The sequence below is a fragment of the Lyngbya aestuarii BL J genome, assembly GCF_000478195.2.
In the GTDB taxonomy this organism is placed as follows: domain Bacteria; phylum Cyanobacteriota; class Cyanobacteriia; order Cyanobacteriales; family Microcoleaceae; genus Capilliphycus; species Capilliphycus aestuarii.
In genome coordinates this window covers 19,327-41,169 of record NZ_AUZM01000010.1, presented here as the reverse complement: position 1 = coordinate 41,169, position 21,843 = coordinate 19,327, and the positions used below count along the sequence as shown (strand labels likewise).

General features: G+C 40.8%; 15 protein-coding genes. 10 read left to right on the top strand and 5 right to left on the bottom strand.

Going from position 1 to position 21,843, the window contains the following annotated elements; genetic code table 11:
- Positions 1-2: 2 nt before the first annotated feature.
- Positions 3-1,523, bottom strand: a complete 1,521-nt coding sequence (locus tag M595_RS06420; RefSeq protein WP_023065342.1) for a hypothetical protein — start codon at positions 1,521-1,523, stop codon at positions 3-5.
- Positions 1,524-1,941: 418 nt separating this feature from the next.
- Positions 1,942-3,225: a valine--pyruvate transaminase gene (locus M595_RS06415; RefSeq protein ID WP_023065273.1), complete on the bottom strand. Its 1,284-nt coding sequence runs from the start codon at positions 3,223-3,225 to the stop codon at positions 1,942-1,944.
- Between the two features lie 164 nt (positions 3,226-3,389).
- Here M595_RS06415 and M595_RS06410 point away from each other — a divergent pair, with 164 nt between their 5' ends.
- From M595_RS06410 to M595_RS06400, 3 genes are all read left to right on the top strand, one after another.
- Complete coding sequence (locus tag M595_RS06410) at positions 3,390-4,223, top strand: Tab2/Atab2 family RNA-binding protein (RefSeq protein WP_023065343.1); 834 nt, start codon at positions 3,390-3,392, stop codon at positions 4,221-4,223.
- A 21-nt stretch (positions 4,224-4,244) separates the two neighbouring features.
- Entirely contained in the window at positions 4,245-5,093 is an 849-nt protein-coding gene (locus tag M595_RS06405; protein WP_023065353.1) for a hypothetical protein, read from the top strand.
- A gap of 226 nt (positions 5,094-5,319) precedes the next feature.
- Positions 5,320-5,904: a Uma2 family endonuclease gene (locus M595_RS06400; RefSeq protein WP_023065315.1), complete on the top strand. Its 585-nt coding sequence runs from the start codon at positions 5,320-5,322 to the stop codon at positions 5,902-5,904.
- 227 nt (positions 5,905-6,131) lie between these two features.
- Here M595_RS06400 and M595_RS06395 read toward each other — a convergent pair whose 3' ends face one another.
- A complete protein-coding gene (locus tag M595_RS06395) occupies positions 6,132-7,226 on the bottom strand; it encodes a transglutaminase domain-containing protein (RefSeq protein ID WP_023065281.1) in 1,095 nt (364 codons plus the stop codon).
- Between the two features lie 577 nt (positions 7,227-7,803).
- On the opposite strand from M595_RS06395, the gene rbfA reads away from it, so the two are divergent.
- The 6 genes from rbfA (at position 7,804) to M595_RS06365 (ending at position 14,269) form a co-directional block, all read left to right on the top strand.
- Positions 7,804-8,232, top strand: coding sequence for a 30S ribosome-binding factor RbfA (gene rbfA / locus M595_RS06390; protein WP_023065369.1), 429 nt, complete (start codon positions 7,804-7,806; stop codon positions 8,230-8,232).
- The gene (locus M595_RS06385) at positions 8,229-9,836 is read left to right on the top strand and encodes a glycoside hydrolase family 3 N-terminal domain-containing protein (RefSeq protein WP_023065267.1); all 1,608 of its coding nucleotides are present in this window, start codon (positions 8,229-8,231) and stop codon (positions 9,834-9,836) included. The genes rbfA and M595_RS06385 overlap by 4 nt, the downstream gene beginning before the upstream one ends.
- Before the next feature lie 385 nt (positions 9,837-10,221).
- Positions 10,222-10,446 carry a DUF4327 family protein gene (locus tag M595_RS06380; protein WP_023065288.1) on the top strand — a complete coding sequence of 75 codons (225 nt, stop codon included), beginning with the start codon at positions 10,222-10,224 and terminating at the stop codon, positions 10,444-10,446.
- A gap of 551 nt (positions 10,447-10,997) precedes the next feature.
- Positions 10,998-11,810 carry a molybdate ABC transporter substrate-binding protein gene (gene modA, locus M595_RS06375; RefSeq protein ID WP_023065272.1) on the top strand — a complete coding sequence of 271 codons (813 nt, stop codon included), beginning with the start codon at positions 10,998-11,000 and terminating at the stop codon, positions 11,808-11,810.
- Positions 11,811-11,871: 61 nt separating this feature from the next.
- Positions 11,872-13,776, top strand: a complete 1,905-nt coding sequence (gene modB / locus M595_RS06370) for a molybdate ABC transporter permease subunit (protein ID WP_023065280.1) — start codon at positions 11,872-11,874, stop codon at positions 13,774-13,776.
- 274 nt (positions 13,777-14,050) lie between these two features.
- A complete protein-coding gene (locus M595_RS06365) occupies positions 14,051-14,269 on the top strand; it encodes a hypothetical protein (RefSeq protein WP_023065302.1) in 219 nt (72 codons plus the stop codon).
- Here M595_RS06365 and M595_RS06360 read toward each other — a convergent pair.
- The gene (locus tag M595_RS06360) at positions 14,266-14,748 is read right to left on the bottom strand and encodes a pentapeptide repeat-containing protein (protein ID WP_023065372.1); all 483 of its coding nucleotides are present in this window, start codon (positions 14,746-14,748) and stop codon (positions 14,266-14,268) included. The genes M595_RS06365 and M595_RS06360 overlap by 4 nt on opposite strands.
- 757 nt (positions 14,749-15,505) lie before the next feature.
- Here M595_RS06360 and M595_RS06355 point away from each other — a divergent pair.
- Positions 15,506-16,882: a diguanylate cyclase domain-containing protein gene (locus M595_RS06355; protein WP_023065330.1), complete on the top strand. Its 1,377-nt coding sequence runs from the start codon at positions 15,506-15,508 to the stop codon at positions 16,880-16,882.
- A 15-nt stretch (positions 16,883-16,897) separates the two neighbouring features.
- Here M595_RS06355 and M595_RS06350 read toward each other — a convergent pair whose 3' ends face one another.
- On the bottom strand, positions 16,898-21,718 hold the full coding sequence (locus tag M595_RS06350; protein WP_023065344.1) for a CheR family methyltransferase: 4,821 nt from the start codon (positions 21,716-21,718) through the stop codon (positions 16,898-16,900).
- Between the last annotated feature and the right edge of the window lie 125 nt (positions 21,719-21,843).

The following is a 21,843-nucleotide window of genomic DNA, read 5'->3' as shown; positions in this document are numbered from 1 at the left end:
AGTTAATTGTAGGTATATTCTTGTGTCCAGGCGATAGATTTTGTCCCTGTTTTTCGTCCATAAATTTTGATAGTTTGAATCGATTTAATTTTCAGAAAGATTAATTTTTTGTGAATGAAAGAGGCTGTGGTTTCTGAGTCGGGAATGGGTTCTGCCGTGATCACAACGTGTAAACAACGGTTTTGAGATTTGACTTGAGTATTAATTCCTCTGGGTTTTAGGGATTGATTAATCAGTGTGGCGATCGCTTTGGGGTTTCCTTGTCGAGCGAGTCCCATCATTTTTTGTTGAGAAAGATCGAGAGTTTGCCAAGATTGTTGTTCGTGGGTTTCGAGTTTGTCTAATGACTCTTGTAATTCATTGACTTTGAGACTAATGACGTTGAGTAATTCTTGTAAAGCGTGTTTTTTTAGGTCGTTACGTTCAGCCGGAGGGAGATTTTTAAAACAGAGATCTAAAAGGTTTTGTAATTCGTCCCAGGTTTGATTAATCGGATAAATTGTTTTTTTTATACTTTTGTTTACAATACGAGTAATTTGGGATTCTAATTGATTGTTGAGATTGACAAGTTCTTCGGTTTTGAGTTGGGTTGAGATCAGGTTAGATTGAGTCAGGGAAAGTTTTTCACTGATAAAGCTATCGAGGTTGGTATGATCTGAGGATGGATTTAAGGGTGAGTTTAACTGAGAATTGGCTTGATTGGGTAGAATTGAGTTGGAGTTTTTTAAGCGTTTACTGGTTATTTTATTATCACTTAAATCTTTTTCTTGATTGAAATTTTCGGGTAACTTTTGAGTAGTTTTTTCTGGCGTTTTTGTATAGATTGGTTGTAAGGCTTCTAGGACTAATTCTACCGTTTTAATATTTTCATCTGGATTTTCTAGATAGTTTGCTATTTTGATGAGATGATCTTCTAAACCGGAAAGGGTGGAAAAGTTACGAATAAGCTGTCTGAGTAAATCATCTAAACTATGTAACTTGAGTTGTGACCAATCTTGAGTATTAAAATCAAATTCTCGTTCTAAGGTGGAAAACAGTAAAATTTTTACCCGCAAAGGGTTAGTATACTGCATAATTCTCCATCTTATCTCAAATAAGTTGGGAAGGGTAGACAGAGAATTTAAGTCAGAATAAGGGGCTGTTCTTTCTGAACCTGAAGATGCAGAAGATGGAGGAGAATTAGAAATCAGCGTTTGAGATCCTTGAAGTTTGGGGGGCTGAAGTTGATTTTCTACATACAGTTCCCCCATTAGTTCTAGAATTCTCTCAACAATCAGAGTATATTCTGATTTTTTATTGATCTTTGATAAAATTCGTTCTAAAATATTAGCAAGATTGTTAGAGGTTTGAGTTTTCCAATACAATTCCTGCACTAAATCTTTGATTCCAAAATCATTCAGGCATTTTTGATTATTTTCCCATTTGCCTCGACAGGCACAAATCATCACCTTTTTGATGCGATTAAGATTAACATCTTTTTCTAAACTTGTAATAATCTCATCCAACTTTGATGTATTGGACACCTTCTCCTCCTCTAGAAACAAGAATTAAACAAGAAATCTTTCTTTATACTTATTCCCAATCTAGAATTCAGACAATGATACAAAAGTTAAAATTAAACACAATTTTGAGAGGGAATGGAGAGTGAAAACAATTCAGGGAGTCAGATGCCAAGGTTCAACAGATCAATTCCAGCTAGTCGCCACTCCTGTAAAATTCAGTCTTAAAATTGCCCCCATCTCACAATAACTCGTAATCGCGGACTAACCTGTGATAATGCTTGGGTTTCACGATCCCTTACCTCATTTTAAACGGGAATCTTCCCGAAGCTTATTTTTCTCGGCTTATGCAAACAGGGGTACTGCATTGGCGCTTTACCCCCAGTAAGCCAACTGACATGACAACATCACAAAAAAGTATTAAATCAAATGCGACACAGCTTTAGACATTTGCCATCACACCCTGATAGACTCGTTGTGTAACCTGTGCCAAGCGTTCCATTGCTTCGACAATTTCCTCATCACTGGCGGTGAGACTCATGCGGATACATTGCTGCTTGTGAGGCCAATCTTCTGACAACCCAGGAAAGAAAGAACTTCCCGGTACACAAATCACCCCAACTTGCTTCAATTGCTGATAAAATTCCCAATCAGAAATCGGTAAATCCTCAAACCACATCCAAGCAAAAATCGCGCCTTCTCCCCGATGCAAATACCAAGGTAAATCATTCGGCATAACCCGATCCAAAGTTGACTCTAAAACGGTAAACTTATTTTGGTAGTAGGGTCGAATCACCTCTATCGAAATATCCGCTAACATTCCCGAACCAATCGCCCTCGCTGCGATCGCCTGTCCGTACCGAGAAGAATGAATACAAGTATTCGTCTGAAACGCTTGTAACACTTGAATAATTTCTTCGTCTCCAATCGCCACTCCTAACCGTTCTCCAGGGAGTCCTGCTTTTGATAAACTAATACAGTGAACAATATTCCCGCCAAAGACAGGTTCCATCTCAGTAAAATTCAACGCCGGGAATGGAGGCGCGTAAGCTGAGTCAATAAAAACAGGTATATTGTGAGTAGCCGCCATCGCTGCAATTTGTTTGACTTCCTCTTGAGTCAACACATTTCCCGTCGGGTTGCAAGGACGAGAAAAAATAATCGTACCCATCGTTTCATCAACCGCAAACCGATCAAAATCTGGATGATATTTAAACCGATGCGTCTCAGGAAAAGTCTCTAATATTGGTTGATAGGCAACCACCGCTTCAGGATAAAGGCTAACGCTGCCATATCCGGTATAATCAGGGCTGAGAGGTAAAACCACCTTTTTGAGTGTTCCATCCTCTGCGTAGCCCCCAAAGGCATTGGCTGCAAAAAAGTAGATCGATTGACTTCCCGGCGTGATCAAAATATTGCGATCGCTGAGATTGAGTCCGTAACGTGAGTTAAAATCTTCTACAATCACATCGATAAACGGTTGATAGCCTTGACTCGAACCGTAACGACAGATCACCTCACCATATTCGGGACAGGAAAGCAGTTGATCGGTACAATCTCGCCACAATTGTTCAACTTCCGGTAAAATCACCGGATTACCCGCACTCAAGTTGATAAACTCTTTTCCTTGACCCGATCTCAGGGTTTCAATAATATCTTTCATAATAGCTCGCACCCCACTCAGATGGGACATACGATTGCCAAATTTAGATAAAGCCAGATCCATAGCGCAGCAAACGTACTTGATTGACAATGAATTCATCTTAACCACAGTCGGCCAAGATAGGGGAGTTTCATCCACAAAATATAGATTTTTTCACGAAAATAGAGATTGATGATAGCTTTGATCTCAACAGAAACAGCAATCATCGGTTCATTTTCTCCTTCCCCATGTTGATTTGGCAAGCTGACTTTTATCGTCGTCCTCTCCAAGATACCACCGGACAACCCCTCTGGGAGTTGTTGATCTGTGATCCGAGTCGGAATATTGAATATCTCGCCTTTTGTCCCCAGAGTAACGCGAATTCCACTTGGTTGACTCAACAGTTGCAACAAGCAACTCAAACCGAGAAACCGGATGTGATTTGGGTTTTTCGTCCTCAATCTCTGAGTTTAATCCAAACTGCCGCGACAGCGCTAGGAATTCGGGTGGAACCCAACCGTCGAACCGTTACCCTCAAACAGTGGTTACAGCAACGCAGCCAAGACTATCCTCAACTCGCAGGCTACACCAACGAACCCTACAAACCCATCGATCTTGATAAACCCCCTCCGGTTCCTATTCCTGAGAATTTATGGGGGGAGGTTTGGCGGTTTGCAACTTTACCCGCAAAAGATATTGTAGATGGGTTTAGCGATCGCCCCATTCCGGTTTTAGAAATGCCTGATTTTTTATATCCGATTAATTTAGGATTACCTTCAACAGTTCGGATTCCCGGTATTGTAATTAATGGCGGGCGTCAGTCGATGCAATTGGCGAGGTGGTTAGCAGAAAATAAACCTGTTTCTTTGCATTATATTCCCGGTTCTCCTGATGGTTTAATTTTAGAAGCGGGGTTAGTTGATCGGTGGGTATTGGCAACGTTTGAAGATGCGGAAGTTACAGAAGCGGCGAAGATGTTTACCGAACGAAAACAGTTAACCAAAGGGTTACATTTTTTGTTAGTTCAACCGGATGATTCGGGGATAACGTATACCGGGTTTTGGTTGTTAAGACCGGAATAAAATTAAAAGGTGATGTTATTCATGCAAGAACTAACTTGGGAAAAACTTCTGATCTCACAACAGCAAGACTTTATTGCTCGTTTTAAATATGATGTTCAGAACAGTCTAGCATCCGGTTATGATGGTATTGAAAGACAATATTTATTGAGCAAGTTTAGATTTTATGATGAAAATTATAAAAATTATGATGCTTTTTTGTTTGAAATAATTCAGATAGACCTATATTTTGACGATGTTTATGATCATCCAGAGGAAGACGATCCTCTTTTTCTTGGACAATACATAGATCGTTTCTGCATGGAGATGAGTTACAAATATTACCAAATCAATGAAGATTATTGGGAGTATAAATACCGTCAATGTTTCGAGACATTTTATCAAGCAGATCAATATATGAACCATTACATAGGCAAACTCGGAGAAGAAGTTGTTAAACTCTATTTAGGAGGATTAATCACAGAAGTTGATTATAATCTATATCAATATGGAGATGGAGGAGTAGACTTTAGATTAACGAAAGATAAAAATATTGGTATACAGGTTAAAACTCATGCGTTGTTTCGGATTGATACTCAAACAAAAGTTGATCATAATCTTGATGGCGGGGATATATTTTCAATATTTTTTCAGAACATCAGTACATCTATAGCAGAAGTCAAATGGCAAGTTACACCAGATGAGTTAAATAAAAATAAAGTGTGTATTTTTGTACTATTGTTGAGTTTTGTTGAAGGTGAGGGGACAAGTCCTCAACCTGAACTTTTGATGGCAGGTTGGAAACCTAGCCATATGATTAATAATATCAACTGTATTCAGATGGAAGATCTATTTTATATGGGTGGAATTCGTATCTATTTAGAATCTCTATGAAACAAGTATTAAACCTAAATCAATCAAGTTGAACTTTGGGATAACTAACAGTATATTTTATAACGGCATTACCTACTACGCAAACTTCAAAGTCCCTCGCCTCGTAGGAGAGGGATTTAGGGAGAGGTTCTTATAAGAAGCGATCGCATCTACTCTATTTGATCAAAAACTGAGTTATTGATAATTTGGTTATTCTATTATAATAACACAAAGTTCAACTAAAATTATGACACAAACACTAGAACAACGAACTTATACAGCTAACGAATATCTAGAATTTGAGGTTAATTCAGAAGAACGCCACGAATATATTAACGGAGAAATTATTCAAGTGTCCGGTGGAACTCCCAATCATAATAAAATAGCAGGCAATCTTTTTGCCCATTTAAACTTTGCTTTAAAACGCCAACCCTATGAAGTTTTTGTTACCGATCAACGGTTATGGATTCCTGAAAAACGCATCTACACTTATCCAGATATTATGGTAATGATTCCCCCGCTTAAATATGCGGAAGGACGCAGAGATACATTAACAAATCCGTTGATGATTGTCGAAGTATTATCAAAATCAACTGAAGCTTATGATCGGGGTGATAAGTTCGCTGCTTATCGAACTTTTTCAAGTTTTCAAGAATATGTATTAATTAATCAGTATACCCTGCAAGTTGAACAATATACCAGAATTGAACCGCAAAAATGGACGTTTTTAGAATATACGAGTTCAGATGCAATATTATCTTTTAGTACAGTTCCCGTTGAAGTCGAATTATTAGAGATTTACAATAAAGTTGATTTTGAAAATCCTGAATAAAAAAATCGGATGGGCTAGTATAATTTAACCCATCGTTCATTCAGTCGCCGAGATGCTTCGTTGCATTCAGAATGACATAAGTTTTTTGGTCTACTCAAAAAGAGTTAGATTCTTCGTTACACTCAGTCGTTGAGATGCTTCGTTGCATTCAGAATGACATAAGTTTTTTGGTCTACTCAAAAAGAGTTAGATTCTTCGTTACACTCAGAATGACATGAATTTTTCGTTTATGTTGTGAAGCGAAACGCCCCTAAATATTTATAGGTTCCATACTCATCTCGACTGCTAAATAGTCGGATTTCATGGTTTCCTGAACCCGGTAAAGAACAAGGAATATTAGAGGTTTGACGAGTGGGAGGACTACAAAGAAACGTTTGTCTGCTTCCTTGAGGTACAACTTCCGCCATAACCCAACGATTTTTTGAGTTTTTTAACTGAATGTCAATGGAATTTTTCACCCGAATATTAGAAAGCTTGGGCGAAATCAACTGAAATCCTTCTGCAAAAAAGTCAGTTTGTAATGCAGGCATTCGAGAGAATTGAGGACGCGATACCGGACGAGATAATAACTGCCAACCCGAGTCATTCGGAAGATGAGTCATGATCATCACATCAGCAGGCGGAAATAAGTAGTTAGTTGTGTAGTGTTTGACATACCCTGAACTGGTTAAATATCCCGCATCCCAAGTGGAATCCATTAAATACCATTTACCATTAATTTTAACTCCATTCCAGGCGTGACCTTCACCACTCAAACCGCCAGTATAATCTCGATAATCTCCGGTAATATAAGCGACTTCTATACCTGCGGCGTCTCCCAAAGCTTTCATTAATCTCGCATATCCCGAACAGACTCCTTTGCGATTTCTAAAAACAGTTTGGGCGTCTTGCGGGCCATAATATCCGCGTTTATAAGCTGCGTAATCATAATCAATTTTTGTGGCAATATAATCATGGAAAGCTTTAGCCACCAAAAAAGGATCGGATTCTCGCTGAGTAATATATTGGGCAACTGCTGATATACTGGTTTCTGCGGCGAGGGGCATTTGAGTCACCAGAGGATGAATATTGATTCCTTCCCAAGGCCAGTTTGTTTCAGCTTGAACTGTAGGGGTTTGTCGTTGTAAACTATTTGGAAAGTGAGAATAACCTGCAAAGGCTTTGAAACTTGTTAGGGGACTGAGTACCGCAAAACAGGTGAGAATTGCTAAACTGATTGCGAAGATTTTTTTCTGTGTTCGTCGGATTTTGATTGACTTTAAAAACTCCAAATATTTTATAGGGTTGGAGGAGAAGAAGAATTGATCGTTGAGATTATTCATATTCTTTTTGGAGGATAAGATCGGCTTGAGTCCGATGATGAACAGGCAGAAAAAGATGATCCCAACCTGCACCATAGGTAGGGAGAATGCAAGGAATTGAATTGACATGAGAAACTTACTCAGAATTCAAATTCAGCAGATTTTTTACTCCGATTGGGGAGTGTTTTATGAATGGTTTCTTAACTCCCTTATGAATTGAATTTCGTTTGAGTTTTGAGCGTTTCCGGCAAGTTTTAGAATTATTTGAGAATTAAATGAATGGATTTTAAATTGGATTAACGAAGAAAAACCTCACAGAAGACCGGGCGAAGTCTTTTCAAGGGATGTTTAATTCGGATTTGCAATTTATTAAAGATTTTTAAAAAAGTCGGTCATTGTTGACAGAAGAAAAGCACAATTTATGCGATTTGAACAAATGACCTGTGCCAGAATTTGTAATGGCTGAGAAATAATGAAAAGATCTCTTAAGCGATCTGACTCTATTGAGTGATAAAAGAGTTCCCCAGATTAAAAAGTTGAGAAATAGGGGAAGACCTCACGCTACACTGGTAGGAGTCTAGCTTAGGTGAAGATTGTCATGCCTACAGATCGTCGCGTTTCCCGGGTTGCTGCGTTGATTAAACGGGAGGTGAGCCAAATATTAATGCAAGAAGTGAAAGATGATCGAGTTGGAAGTGGTATGGTGAGTATCACGGATGTGAATGTTGCAGGTGATCTTCAACACGTTAAAATCTTTGTGAGCATTTACGGGACTGAAGAAGCTCGAAAAGAAACCATGGAAGGTTTACGGGCGGCGACGGGGTATATCCGTTCCTCTCTGGGTCAACGAGTCCGTTTACGTCGAACTCCAGAAGTTATCTTTTTTGAAGATCGTTCGTTGGAACGAGGTGATAAAATGTTGTCGCTGCTGAATCGCATTTCTGAAAACAGCAAACCAGATGAAGATCCTCTTCCTCGGTCGGAGTCTTCAGACCAACACATTCCTGATAATTCACAACCTGAATGAACCTCTCGCTAGCAGAACAAGTCGCCCAGATGGTCGTAGTCCGAGCCTCTGGATATCTTTTTGACCATCAGATTCGTTACCGGGCTTGGGAACCTCCCGCCGAACAGTTACAGCATTGGTTACAAGACTTAGGGGTAGGTGGGGTTCTCTTAGTTGATGGTAGCGCTGTAGAAATAGCTGTTCGGACTCAACAACTCCAGTCTTGGGCGAAGTTCCCGTTGCTGCTAGCGGCAGATATTGAAGAAGGGGTAGGTCAACGCTTCGCCGGAGCAACTTGGTTTCCCCCCCCGATGACGTTCGGTTCGTTGGCAAGTTCTCAACCTCAGAAGGCGGTAGAAGCGGCGAAACAGATGGGGAATATCACCGCTTTGGAAGCCCAGGCGATTGGCTTAAACTGGATTTTGGCTCCGGTTGTAGATGTCAATAATAATCCAGACAACCCGGTGATTAATGTGCGTTCGTTTGGGGAGACTCCCGCTACAGTCAGTCAGTTGGCGAGTGCATTTATTCGAGGTTGTCAATCTTATCCGGTTCTCACGACAGCTAAACATTTTCCGGGTCATGGTGACACGGCGATTGATTCTCATTTAGAATTACCCACAATTCCTCATTCTGCTCAACGACTCAATCAACTAGAGTTGATCCCATTTCGAGAAGCGATTTCTACGGGGGTTGATGCGGTGATGAGCGCTCATCTATTGATTGCGGCTTGGGATAACCAACGACCTGCGACTTTATCTCGTTCTATTTTAACGGGTCAGTTGCGTCAGAAGCTCGGATTTGAGGGGTTGATTGTGACCGATGCTTTGGTGATGGGGGCGATCGCCAACCAGTATAGCCCAGAAGAAGCTCCGGTGTTGGCAGTTGAGGCAGGAGCTGATATTATACTCATGCCTGTTGATCCAGAGGTGGCTATTCGCTCGGTTTGCGATGCGGTGGTTTCGGGTCGAATTTCCCCTGAGCGGATACGATCTTCGGTTCAACGAATATGTTCGGCAAAGGCGAAAGTTTATCCGGGTTGGAACAGGGAACATCCGGGTTTATTTCCGTCTGAAATTGAGAAACGCGCTTTTAGGGGTTTGAGCCAAACGTTATCGAGTTCGGTGGCTCAAGCAACGGTTTCGACTGTCTTACAGCAGACGTTGAAGATGGGGGGAACTATCCCCGTCAAACTGCCTTCACAGACCGAAACCCCTCAACTGCGAAATGTGGTGATTGTCGATGATCTGTTAAACTGTGGTTTCTTAGGAAATCATACTCCGGCGATCGCACTTCCGACTGAATGGGGCTATCAACTGAAATTAATTGACTCAAAAAATCAACCTTTTCAAGAATCCCTTCACTCCGAGACGAGTTTAACGCTACTTCAGATTTTTCTCCGAGGAAATCCTTTTAGAGGGAGTGCTGATTTAACTGAGGTTGCAGAGATTATGCTTAAGAATTTATTAAAAACGAGTCAATTGCAAGCCTTAGTGATTTACGGTAGTCCTTATGCTTTAGAACGATTTAGATCTGAAATTCCATCGCATTTGCCCTACATTTTCTCGTTTGGTCAAATGCCCTCGGCTCAGGTGATTGCCTTAAAAACTTTATTCGGAATGTAAAGCTCTGTACAGTCGTAGAGTCGCAACTCATGTAATAATGGATAAGCGATCACCTGCGGATCAAAGGTTGATCTCATCAAGAAATTACAGTTTTATTATCCATCGACGATTGGCATAGCATATCTCAGCTTGCCAGGAGATTTGTTTTTTTTATGAATCAACATCGGTTGAATTTGAGCAATCAGCGCGGGACTTGATTCCTATAATCTCGTCCTAGTCAGCTTTTGAGGCTGATGTCAGGACATTTTAATCTGTTTATGGAAAGATTAGGGCAGAATTGTATTCACTTATACTGAAAAAATCACTTCCCTAAATTCGATTTTTCCATTATGATTAGATACTGATGCCATAAACCACCCAAGGCAACCCCAAGAGGGAAAATCTTATGACTTACACCACTGTTCAATACTCACTCAATTTGATCAAAGACGAGGCTCGTGAACTCGTTAGTAAAGGCGTTGTCAGTCGTCAACAGCCTATTTACACGCTTTGCCAATATGTCCCGGCTCGGGAATGGGCAGGTGTAGAATGCGAGTTAGAAGCTTGCAATTTCCTGCTACGAGACCGGATTGGCGATCTGATCGGTTCAGAGAAATGGGACAACGATTAAGTTTCCAAGCTGGCAACCAAGTTAAAGGGTAAGTGTACCTAGCATAGCTCTATAGAGTTGACTGTAATGTAATCGAGTTAACAATTGTCAAAAATTGGGCAAGGTGTTGTCGTTATCCGTTACATTACCGAGCTTGTAAAACTTAATTGACACCAATAGACGAAAATAGTCCATCGAAATATCAGCCTTACATCTAGGAAAGTCCTAGTTTTTTTCAGTTGAAACGAAACGAACTCATCCGGTTTGATACTCCCCTAAGTTCATTTGGGGGAGTTTTCACATAGAAACAGTCCGATAGCCCCTTGAATTGATTCAGGGGTGGAAGCTCGACACGAAGGTCGCAAAATTTGCCATCTTGGTGTCTTTTTTAATGGCTCTCCTCAGGTGATTGATGGGGAGGCGAGATTTGGTCATTAAATTTATAGCTAACAAAATATTTATTTTCTGTACTGTTAACTACACAAACAAAAAAAGAATTCACGTAATGTGGTAAGTATTTTGTACAGATGTCAAAAAAACTAGCAAACTGATTCTCCAGAAAGAACCCACTTATGAATCGTCGTCGTATCCTGAACCGGGCTTGTGGTTTTATCCTTTCTTTCGTTCTAGCGGTTGGCTGTAGCCAAACCAATCAACAAACCAATACAACTCCCGTCAGTTCGACGGAACAAACCGAATTAACCATTTCCGCCGCCGCAAGCCTCACCGATGCGATGAACGCCATTCAACCCATTTATGAACAAGAAAACCCAGAAGTAAAACTCACTTATAATTTGGCTTCTTCCGGTTCTCTCCAACAACAAATCGAACAAGGCGCCCCGGTTGATGTGTTTATCTCCGCTGCTCCCAAACAGATGAACGCGCTAGAAGAAAAAAATCTGTTACTCTCGGGAACTCGCCAAGATTTACTCAAAAATGAAATGGTTTTAATTGTTCCCAAAGAAGAAAATCAAGTCAAAAACTTTGAAGACTTAACAACCGAGTTAGTAGAAAAAATAGCAGTCGGTGAACCCGAAAGTGTTCCAGCGGGAAAATACGCTCAAGAAGTGCTAACTTCCCTCAATTTACTGGAAACGGTACAACCCAAAGAAATTTATGCCAAAGATGTGCGTCAAGTATTAACTTACGTCGAAAGCGGAAATGTTGATGCAGGAATTGTGTACAGTTCCGATGCCAAAATCTCTGACAAAGTTAAAATTGTGGCAACTGCACCCGCAGAGTCTCATTCTCCGATTATTTATCCTGTTGCTGTCATTCAAAGCAGCAAAAACCCGGAAGTTGCAAAAGATTTTATTCAATTTCTCGACCGTGAACAGGCAAAAGCTGTATTTGAACAATACGGATTTGGAATTGTAGAACCATAAATAGTGTTGAGAACAAAGTCAATTAACACAGCCCAAATTGAAAAACTCTATCAATAGATTAATGTTTGAAGAAGTATTTTCCGATCTCTCTCCCGCTTTTATTTCCTTTAGAGCCGCGATTATTGCTACAATTATCACTTTCTTTTTAGGAATAACTTCAGCCCGTTTGATGTTTGGCTATCACGGCAAAGGCAAAGGATTAATTGATGGAATTTTAACGGCTCCTCTGGTTTTACCGCCTACCGTTGTCGGTTTTCTTCTGTTAGTTTTATTTGGTCGATACGGCCCTTTAGGAAAACTCCTATCAACGGTTAATTTCTCGGTAATTTTCACGTGGTATGCAACAGTTATTGCCGCAACAGTTGTCGCTTTTCCCTTAATGTACAAAACCGCTTTAGGTGCATTCAAACAAATTGATACCAGTTTATTAGCGTGTGCGAGAACTTTAGGCGCTTCTGAATGGACAATTTTTTGGCGGGTTATGCTTCCTCTAGCTAAACCCGGATTATTCTCAGGAACAATGCTGGCTTTTGCCCGTTCTTTGGGTGAATTTGGGGCAACTTTAATGTTAGCAGGAAGTATCCCCGGACGCACTCAAACCATCCCCGTTGCCATCTTTTTTGCGGCTGAAGGCGGCAGAATGGATGAGGCTTTTGCCTGGGTCATTGTGATTTTAGTGATTTCTTTGGGGATTATTACCGCTGTAAATTGGTCAGAAGAAGCGACTTCTCGGAAAAAGATAAAAAGGGAAAGATCTCAGGATTCTTCTTTAGATTTAGAATATCATTTCTTTCCCATTTCCGAGACAATTTCCCAACCTGAATTGATTGTTAATATTCAAAAGCAACTGCAAAATTTTATTTTAGATGTGTCGTTTAGTACCCAAAATCAGCCATTGGGATTATTGGGCGGTTCGGGTGCGGGAAAAAGCTTCGTTTTGCGATGTATTGCGGGTTTAGAAACACCAGATCGCGGTCAAATTATCCTGAACGGACGGGTACTTTATGACTCTGAACGAGGGATTAATTTACCGAGTTGTCAGCGAAATATCGGCTATTTATTTCAAAATTATGCTCTATTTCCCCATCTAACGATTACTGAAAATATCGCCTTTGCTTTACCCAAAGGGTTATCTTCTCGGATGATTAAACAACAAGTTGAACGACAGCTTGTTTCGGTTCAATTAGGCGGAATGGGCGATCGCTATCCTCGTGAACTCTCCGGAGGTCAACAGCAACGGGTGGCGTTAGCGAGGGCGTTAGCCAGTCAACCAGAAGCGTTATTACTCGATGAACCACTTTCGGCGTTAGATACTCATCTGCGTGATCAAGTCGAAAAACTGATTATTTCTACAATTAATGATCACGACGGAGTAACATTATTTGTCACGCATAACTTAGAAGAAGCTTATCGCGTTTGTGAAAATTTATTAGTGATTGATCAGGGTGAAATTGTCACTCAAGGACGCAAACAAGACATCTTTGAACATCCTTCTGTTTTAAGAGTTGCACAATTAACGGGCTGTAAGAATTTCTCTCCGGCGATCGCATTGAATCATCATCTCAGTCCAGATAAAATTGATGCAATTGACTGGGGATGTATTCTACAAACGGCAGAACCGATTCCAGAAACTCTTTCTCATGTGGGGTTTCGCGCCCATCAATTTACCTTTCCTGAAACCAATAATCACCCGAATACTTTCCGGTGTTGGTTGGCAATGACCAGTGAAACTCAACACCGAATGACGCTTTATCTCAAACTACATCGACCTTCAAATAGTCCTGATGATTATCATCTACAAGCGGAAGTTTTTAAGGAAAAATGGGCAAAGCTGAGAAGTCGTCCGTTTCCTTGGTTTGTTCATCTTGCACCTGAACGATTAATTCTTCTTCAGCCCAACAATCAACAGGTTTCTCGCCTTGAAACTCAATATCAAAATACGACTGTCGAGGGAATTAAAAATTGAGATCGAATCAAAAAAATAGTGTCTCATTATTTGATCAATGATCAACTTTTCCAACCTAGATTATAACACATAGCATACCTATTGATGAAAAGGTTTTAATCCCTGTTGGGTGTGACCCATATAACACCTTACCCCTGTTTCAGATCACGGGTTTCTACTGCTAAAAATCACTGATTTTAGCCTACAAAATCACGGCTATAAACCCTGTATCGTCACGGGTTATACTGAATAAATAAATTAGAATACATACATAGAGAGTAGGTTTTTTAGTCCTATGCAACCTCCTGTTCAACTCCTTCAATCTGCATTAGGCGATTTGTTTGCAGAAGCTAATGCGACAGGTTGCCTCACTCTTGCAGATCGCTATGGCCTGATGGCTGCGATTTTAGATGATTCACTCACCGAAGAAGAAAGACGCTGTATTGATAGACTATTACGAGCCGTCTGTCGAGGGCGAATCAAAGTGGTAGATGAACTGTCTACAATGCACTAGCAAGGCCCTTTTGTACCATCCGGCATTGTTGCCCCACAAAAATTTGTTCCTTCTAATTTGGCATCATTGAGATTGGCATTTTCTAGATTAGCGTTATTAAATATTGCTTCTTCTAAAAAAGCTCGATACAAATCAGCCCAGGTGAGATTAGCTGCGCTTAAATTGGCTTTTCTCAATGTCGTGCTGTGTAACTTCGCATCTCGCAAATCTGCTCCAGTCAAATCCGCTTCAATTAAATTTGCTGAACTGAGATCAGCGCCTCTTAATTTAGCGCCTCTGAGAATGGTTTTTTGTAAATTCGCGCCTAACAAATCTGCCCCGGTAAGTTCGGCTTCACTGAGATCCGCTTCACTGAGATCGCACTGTTGACAACGTTTGGTATCGATTAGACGTCTCATATCGGCTTGCAATTCTGCACTTGCAGGGATGCTTAATCCGGTTAATACTAATAAACTAATCAAAACCTGAACTGATTTCATGAGTTCTCCTGTAGGATTGTTGGGGGAAATGATAATGATTTTGTTGAGTAATCCGATGATCAACTTAGGGGAAGTGATAGATTAGGATAATAGATCAGTAATTCCTACTTGAGAATTTTAGATGAAAAACTACCGATCGCTGTGTTTTTTGGAGATCAATTTCAAATTCTGACAGTTCTCTAATTTTTGTTCTCCCGAAACCGACAAGAGACCATGACGGAATTTAGCTCAAATTTGCTCCCGATTCATTCTATCTCTTTTTTAATTGTGTTGCTCTAGGTTTTTGGCGAAACAGTTTGACCTCCAAATCAGACTTAGGATTGATATTTTTCGAGTAAAATACTAATTAGATGGTGAGAGAAGGTTTTGGAGAAAACTATCTTCAGACAGATTATAATTGATCAAAATCATCAAATTATGTCTTGAGATAGAATCACTTTTTGGGAAAAAAATGTAATTGTACGACCTGTGTTCATGAGAAAAATGATCTTCTCCTATCGCTTTATATCTATTGATAATCAAGATATTTTTCCATCTGTTATAATATTAAGAAAAGTATAGAGAGGTTGCCTGGAAATCAATGCTATGATATTTTTTTAGAGGATCAGTATTTTAAAAGAAACAAATAAATTGAGTTTTTCGGATTATAAAACTATCCTTGAGATGGGACGCCAAATATTATTTTTTGAGATTATATTACGATTAAGTCTAATAAAAAAATCAAATCATTGAAACAAACCCTCATCAATTCAAAGCAATGAACGATTTCAATATAAAATCACAAACCCATATATTAGTTGTTGATGACTATTTAGATAATTTAACACTTTTAACAATGATTTTAAATAACTTAGGTTATCAAGTTAGACAAGCTAATAGCGGAAAAACCGCATTAAAAGCGATAGAACAGATGCTACCGGATCTGATCTTACTTGATATTCAAATGCCGGGAGTGGATGGATACAGTTGTTGTCAACAGCTCAAAACTAATCCCAAAACCCAAGACATTCCGATTATTTTTCTGAGTGCTTCTAATAATGCTGCGGATAAACTTAAAGGCTTTGAAGTTGGCGGGGAAGATTATATTACTAAACCTTTTTTATTAGAAGAAGTTGTGGCTCGGGTCGAAAAACAACTAATTTTAAAATGGCAAAAAAACCAACTCAAACAAGAACTGAAATACCGAAAAAAGATCGAAAAAAAGCTTTTAGAATCTCAACAAATTCTGACTCAGATTCTAAATACCTGTCCCGATGGAATTGCTGTCTTGAAATTCATCCCAAGTCGTCCCCATAAACCCGCCTATTTTTATTGTACTTTTATCAACTCAGTCATGGAAAACTTGCTGAAACCCAATCAAAAAAGATTAATTAATCCCAAAATATTGAAAAATTCTCTAGACATTTTTGATTCAAGTTTATTTGATTATTTTAGTGAAGTAGTCAAAACCGGACACCCTTTTGAACAAGACTTATACTATGAAAATTCAGAAATAAAAGCTTGGTATTCAGTTAAAGCCATTCCTCATGGACAGGGTATACTAATCATTGTTCGTGATATCACTGACCGCAAGCAATGTGAACTCATCCTTCATCAAACCAATGATTTTTTATATCAACAAGCTACCACAGACAACTTAACACAAATTTCTAATCGACGAGCTTTTGATGTCTATCTTAAACAAGAATGGAAACGAGCCAAACGAGAAGAACTTTCTATCGCTTTAATCATGATTGACATTGACTATTTTAAACTATATAATGATCATTACGGACATGAAGCAGGCGATCGCTGTTTGTATACTGTCGCTCAAACAATTCGCCAAGCCGTTAAACGTCCGTCTGATTTTGTTGCTCGTTATGGCGGTGAAGAATTTGCGGTGATTTTGCCGAATACGGAGCGAATTGGGGCGGAAACAGTTGCTAATAGTATCCAAAAAGCCATCCATGATCTCCAACTTCCTCACGCTCAATCTCCGATCAGTTCATATATTACCCTCAGTATCGGAATAAGTATTCAAATTCCAACGTCCGAAGATTTTATAATTCTGATCCAGACAGCCGATCATGCACTTTATGAAGCCAAACATCAAGGACGCGATCGCATTCAGAGTTGGTCAGAGTTATTAGAATGATTAGCGATAACCCATTCAACTCTCAGAATCGTCACAATTTATAAATTGAGTGATCGCATCAAATCGATAATTTAAAGCCAGTTTACTCAGAACTTGTTTGAGTTGAACAAGTTCAACTGGAATCTCCTCTAATAATTGTAAAATCCTGTATAAATTACAAGAAATTGCAGCTTCATACAGTTGCGATCGCCATTCATTCGACATCTGATCGAGTTCTTCTAACAGTGCGTTATCATCCCTTTGTTCGCTGTTATTGGTTTCTAATTCTGTAGACTCTAGGGAACGATAAATATATCGCACACCCAGACACTCACCAATTTTCTCCAGTAAAACATCTTCTTTAATGGGTTTAAATATAATCTCATCACAACAACGATTCAGCATTTCCTGTTGACTCTCCTCCAAAGCCGAAGCCAATACCGCAATCATCACTGTCTCCTCACCTTTAGGAGTCGCTTTAAGCCGTTGCATCGCTTGTAACCCATTAAGGATCGGCATTCGGATATCCATTAAAATTAATTGGGGTTCATGCTGTTCAAATTGAGCGATCGCCTCCAACCCATTCGCCGCTTCGATCATCTCAAATCCTAACGATTCCAAGATCAATCTCAACAGTTGACGACTATCAGCTATATCATCAACCACAAGAATTTTATATTGAGGTTGATCAGCCGCCAAACCGATAATTTCTTGACGCTGCTGCGGGGGTAAAGCAGACTGTTTCACCGGAGAATTACCGACAATAGAGAAATGAACTTTTGTTCCCGATCCCACGGTACTATCAACCCCAATTTCACCGCCCATCATTTGGACAAAATACCGACTAATTGCTAAACCCAAACCCGTTCCTTGTTGAGAGTTCCGTCCAGATTTCCCCTGAACAAACGGTTCAAAAAGACGATCTAATTCTTGAGGGGGAATTCCTCGCCCTGTATCTTCTACTTCAAACCTCAGCTTCAGAGATTGATCTTCATTCTGACTCGATAAAGTTGAATCGACATTCACCCGTAAGCGAATCTGACCTGCATCTGTAAATTTTATCGCATTACTAATTAAATTAATCAAAATCTGACGCAATTTTGTGGGATCGGTGTGAATTTGTTGAGGAACCTGGGAGTTAAGATCAACCCAAAATTCTAAACCTTTGTTCTGCATCTCAAGTTTAAACATCTCCTCAAGCCCATCGATCAAGTGATATAAATCAAACCACTCGACGTTCAACTCCATACGGTTGGCTTCGACTTTTCCGAGATCCAGCAATTCATTAATCAGTTGTAAGAGTTGCTGACCATTATTAAAAATTAGGTTGATTTGTTGCTTTTGTTGACTGTCTAGGTTCTGACATCGTTCTAACAGTTGAGCAAACCCAAGAATAATATTAAGCGGACTTCGGAGTTCGTGAGTGACTCGGCTGACAAACTGGCTTTTAGCATTGTTTGCGGTTTCGGCTTTCTGTTTAGCTTCTTCGAGTTCTTTGGTGCGATCGCGAACTCTTTCCTCTAAACTTTGATTAAGCTGTTCGAGTTCAAACTGGGCTTCTTTGCGAGCGGTAATATCGGTATTAATTCCCAATACATCCTTCGGTTTCCCGGTTTCGGTGCGTCGAAAAACCACCTCCCGAGACAGAAACCAGCACCAACTTCCATCTTTATGTCGCATCCGATATTCTAATTCAATCAGTTGGCGGTCGTCGAGATTTTCGGGAATATTTTCCAACTCCTGATAATGCCCTTTCACCCTTTCTAGATCTTCCGGGTGAACGATATTATTGAAGAAATCAATCCCTAGATTTTTCACCTCGTCGGGATGGTAGCCCAAAAGTTCAAGCACGCAGTGGTTAACATAAGAAATTGTTTCCGATTCCAGATCGAAAATAAAAATAATTCCCGGACTCGATTCGGTAATTTGTTCGACCAAATTGCGGCTATCTTCCAATTCTTTCTGGGCTTGCTTTTGGGTGGTCACATCCACAATAATCCCGCCGAGCGCCCGTTGTCCGTTCTCACGTTCTACGGGATAATAAGTTGCCAGCCAACAGCCTTCCGTCTCCGGTTCGTCGGGTTTTTTTCCCTCAATTTCTAGGTTTCTTACCGCTTCTCCCGTCTCCAGAACTTGCCGATAAATCGGCATCAACTGGTCAGCTAATTCGGGAACAACTTCCGACACCGTTTTACCCAAATGTTCTTCAACGGGCAAATTATTAATCTCGGCCAACACCGCATTTACCCGCATAAATCGGAATTCGCTATCGACGAGAAATAAACCCACAGGACTGCTCTCATAGAGATTTTCCAAAAGGTTATTTGTATGTTCTAGCCGTTCTTGAATCCTTTTGAGATCGTTAATATTCACAAACGTAATAACCACGCCATCGCAACTGCCATCCTCCCGCAAATAGCAATTCATTCGCATCAATAAATGCTCCCCGGTTGTCATCAGGGTAACTTCCCGCTCTATGGGTTCTTCGCTGCTGAGAACCTGCCGCAACAGTTCCATCAAATTCGGACAGTCGAGATTATTGGTAAAATCAAATAGCGAACGGTTAATATCGGTGGGTTTAATATTAATCGCTGCGGTGGCGGCGGGAGTAAAGCGGCGAATCTTGAGGTCCAAATCCAGAAATAAAACCCCCAGATTGGTACTTCTCAGCAAGTTATCCACATCGTCTGTTAGCTGAGTTAGCTGTTCAATTTTTAACTGATATTCGGCGTTAACGGTGTAGAGTTCTTCGTTGGCGGACTGCAATTCTTCATTGGTACTTTGCAGTTCTTCATTGGAGGCGAGCAATTCTTCGTTTGTCGCCTGCTGTTCTTCGTTAAAAGTTTCCAATTCTTCAACCACCGCCTGCAAATTTTCTCGGGTTTGTTGCAGTTCCTGTTCCAATTCTACAATCCGTTGAGCCGCTTCGGACTCGATTTCGTAGCGGTTTACGGGGAGTTGCGAAGGTTGTTTATTTTCCGGATTTTCTACTTCCAAGAAGACTAGCAAAGAATTTTCCCAATTTTCTATATCGGGTTGATAACCGATCTTCAGCCTCACCGTTTCGGACTGATTATTGCGGGTGATTTTAATGCCGCTATAGATAACGGGTTCTTTGTTTCGTTTGGCTCGGTGCAGGGAGGTAGCCAGGGGCAACTTTAAATCGGAATGGACAATTTTAGTAATATCCAAATCCGCCGACCCCAAGCGAATTTCTAAAAGTTCGGCGCTGTTGTAAAAAACATTAATTAATCGATTGTTTCCATTCACCAACACGCAAGTAATCGGCCGGGACTCAAAACTATGTTGAAAAATCTCTGCCAGCACCAGTTCAAACGGGGGTTGGTTGGACTGATTCGGTAACATTGAACTCATGGAAGTTCTAACAATAGCAGGCGGGCGGGTGACGGACTGGGCGAGGGAGAGCCTGATATCTCGGCGTTTGCTAAATATTTTCCACTGAGGATTGATCGTAATAAATTCCCCGCTCAAATCTCCCAGAGATTCCGTATCGCCCAGAAACAAAACCCCCTGCGGCTTCAAAGAAAAATGCAGCAATTGCAACACTCGCTGCTGTAACGGCAGCTGCATATAAATCAAAACATTGCGACAGGTCACCAAACTCATCCGAGAAAAACCGGGATTATTAGTTAAATCGTGGGGGGCGAATATCAGCATTTCCCGCAGCGATCGCTTCACCCGAAAACAGCCATTATTATAAGTAAAATACCGTTCCAAACGTTCGGTCGAAATATCATTGGCTATCGCTTCGGGATAGATGCCGTTGGAAGCCGTTTCTAGGGCTTGATCGTCGAGATCGGTGGCAAAGATTTTATAATTAATTGCTTTTTCGCTGTTGCGGATGGCTTCATCGACCAAAATCGCCATCGTGTAGGCTTCTTCTCCCGTCGCGCAGGAGCTCACCCAAATCCTCAGCTGATCTTCTGCGGTGAGTTTATTAATCAGTTCCGGTAAAATATCGTCGACGATAATTTTCCACGCCTGGGGATCTCGAAAAAAGCGGGTCGCCCCGATCAGAATATCCTGACAGAGTTTTTGCTGTTCTTCGTTATTTTTAGTCAAAAATCGAATATAACTTTCAATACTTCCCACCCGGGACAGGGCGAAGCGATGCCCGATGCGACGGTTGAGGGTGGTAGTTTTGTACAGGGAGAAATCCGTTTGTTGTTTTTTGGCGAGGATGCTTAAAATCTGCCCCAACTGCTCCGTTGTGACAATAGTGGGGGCTTGAGGATAAATCCGTTCGTGTCCGCCCAGGTGGATAATATCATAAACGACCTCGGCCAATTCTACGGGCGAGAGGATTTCATCGACCAAACCCGAGGGTATGGCGCTGGTGGGCATTCCTTGAAATTGGGCGCTGTCGGGACATTGAACTAAAGCAATTCCTCCCGCCCGACTGATGTTTTTTAAGCCTTCCGCCCCGTCACTTCCCGAACCCGATAGGATGATCGCGATCGCCCGTTCGTTATATTCCAGGGCCAGGGATTGAAAAAAGTGGGTAATCGGATGGGGGAGGCCCTCTGTAGGAAAATTACTTAAATACAGGCGATGATCCCGGATCTTGAGATAGGTGTGGGGCGGTTGGATATATAGGTGATTTTTGTCGATCGCGATTCCATCCTCGATCACATTGACGGGTAGCGGGGTTTGGCGTTGCAGGATTTCGGCCAGCTGGTGTCCGGTGTCGGGGGGTTGGTGCAGGATGACAATAAAGGCGGCGTTGGGTAGGTTGGGTAGATTGGCAAAAAAGATTTGTAGGGCTTGTATTCCCCCCGCAGAGGCTCCTATTGCGACAATATAAAAATTTTCTTCGGTTTCGGATGCGTTTGACATGGGATTGTTGGGATAAAGATTATTGTCTGGTAGCCGCCGTTGGAGCGGCGAGATTTTTTATCAATAACGGTCTATTTTCGGAGCCGACGAGCGAAAACAACAACTCCGAACGAATTACTAACAAT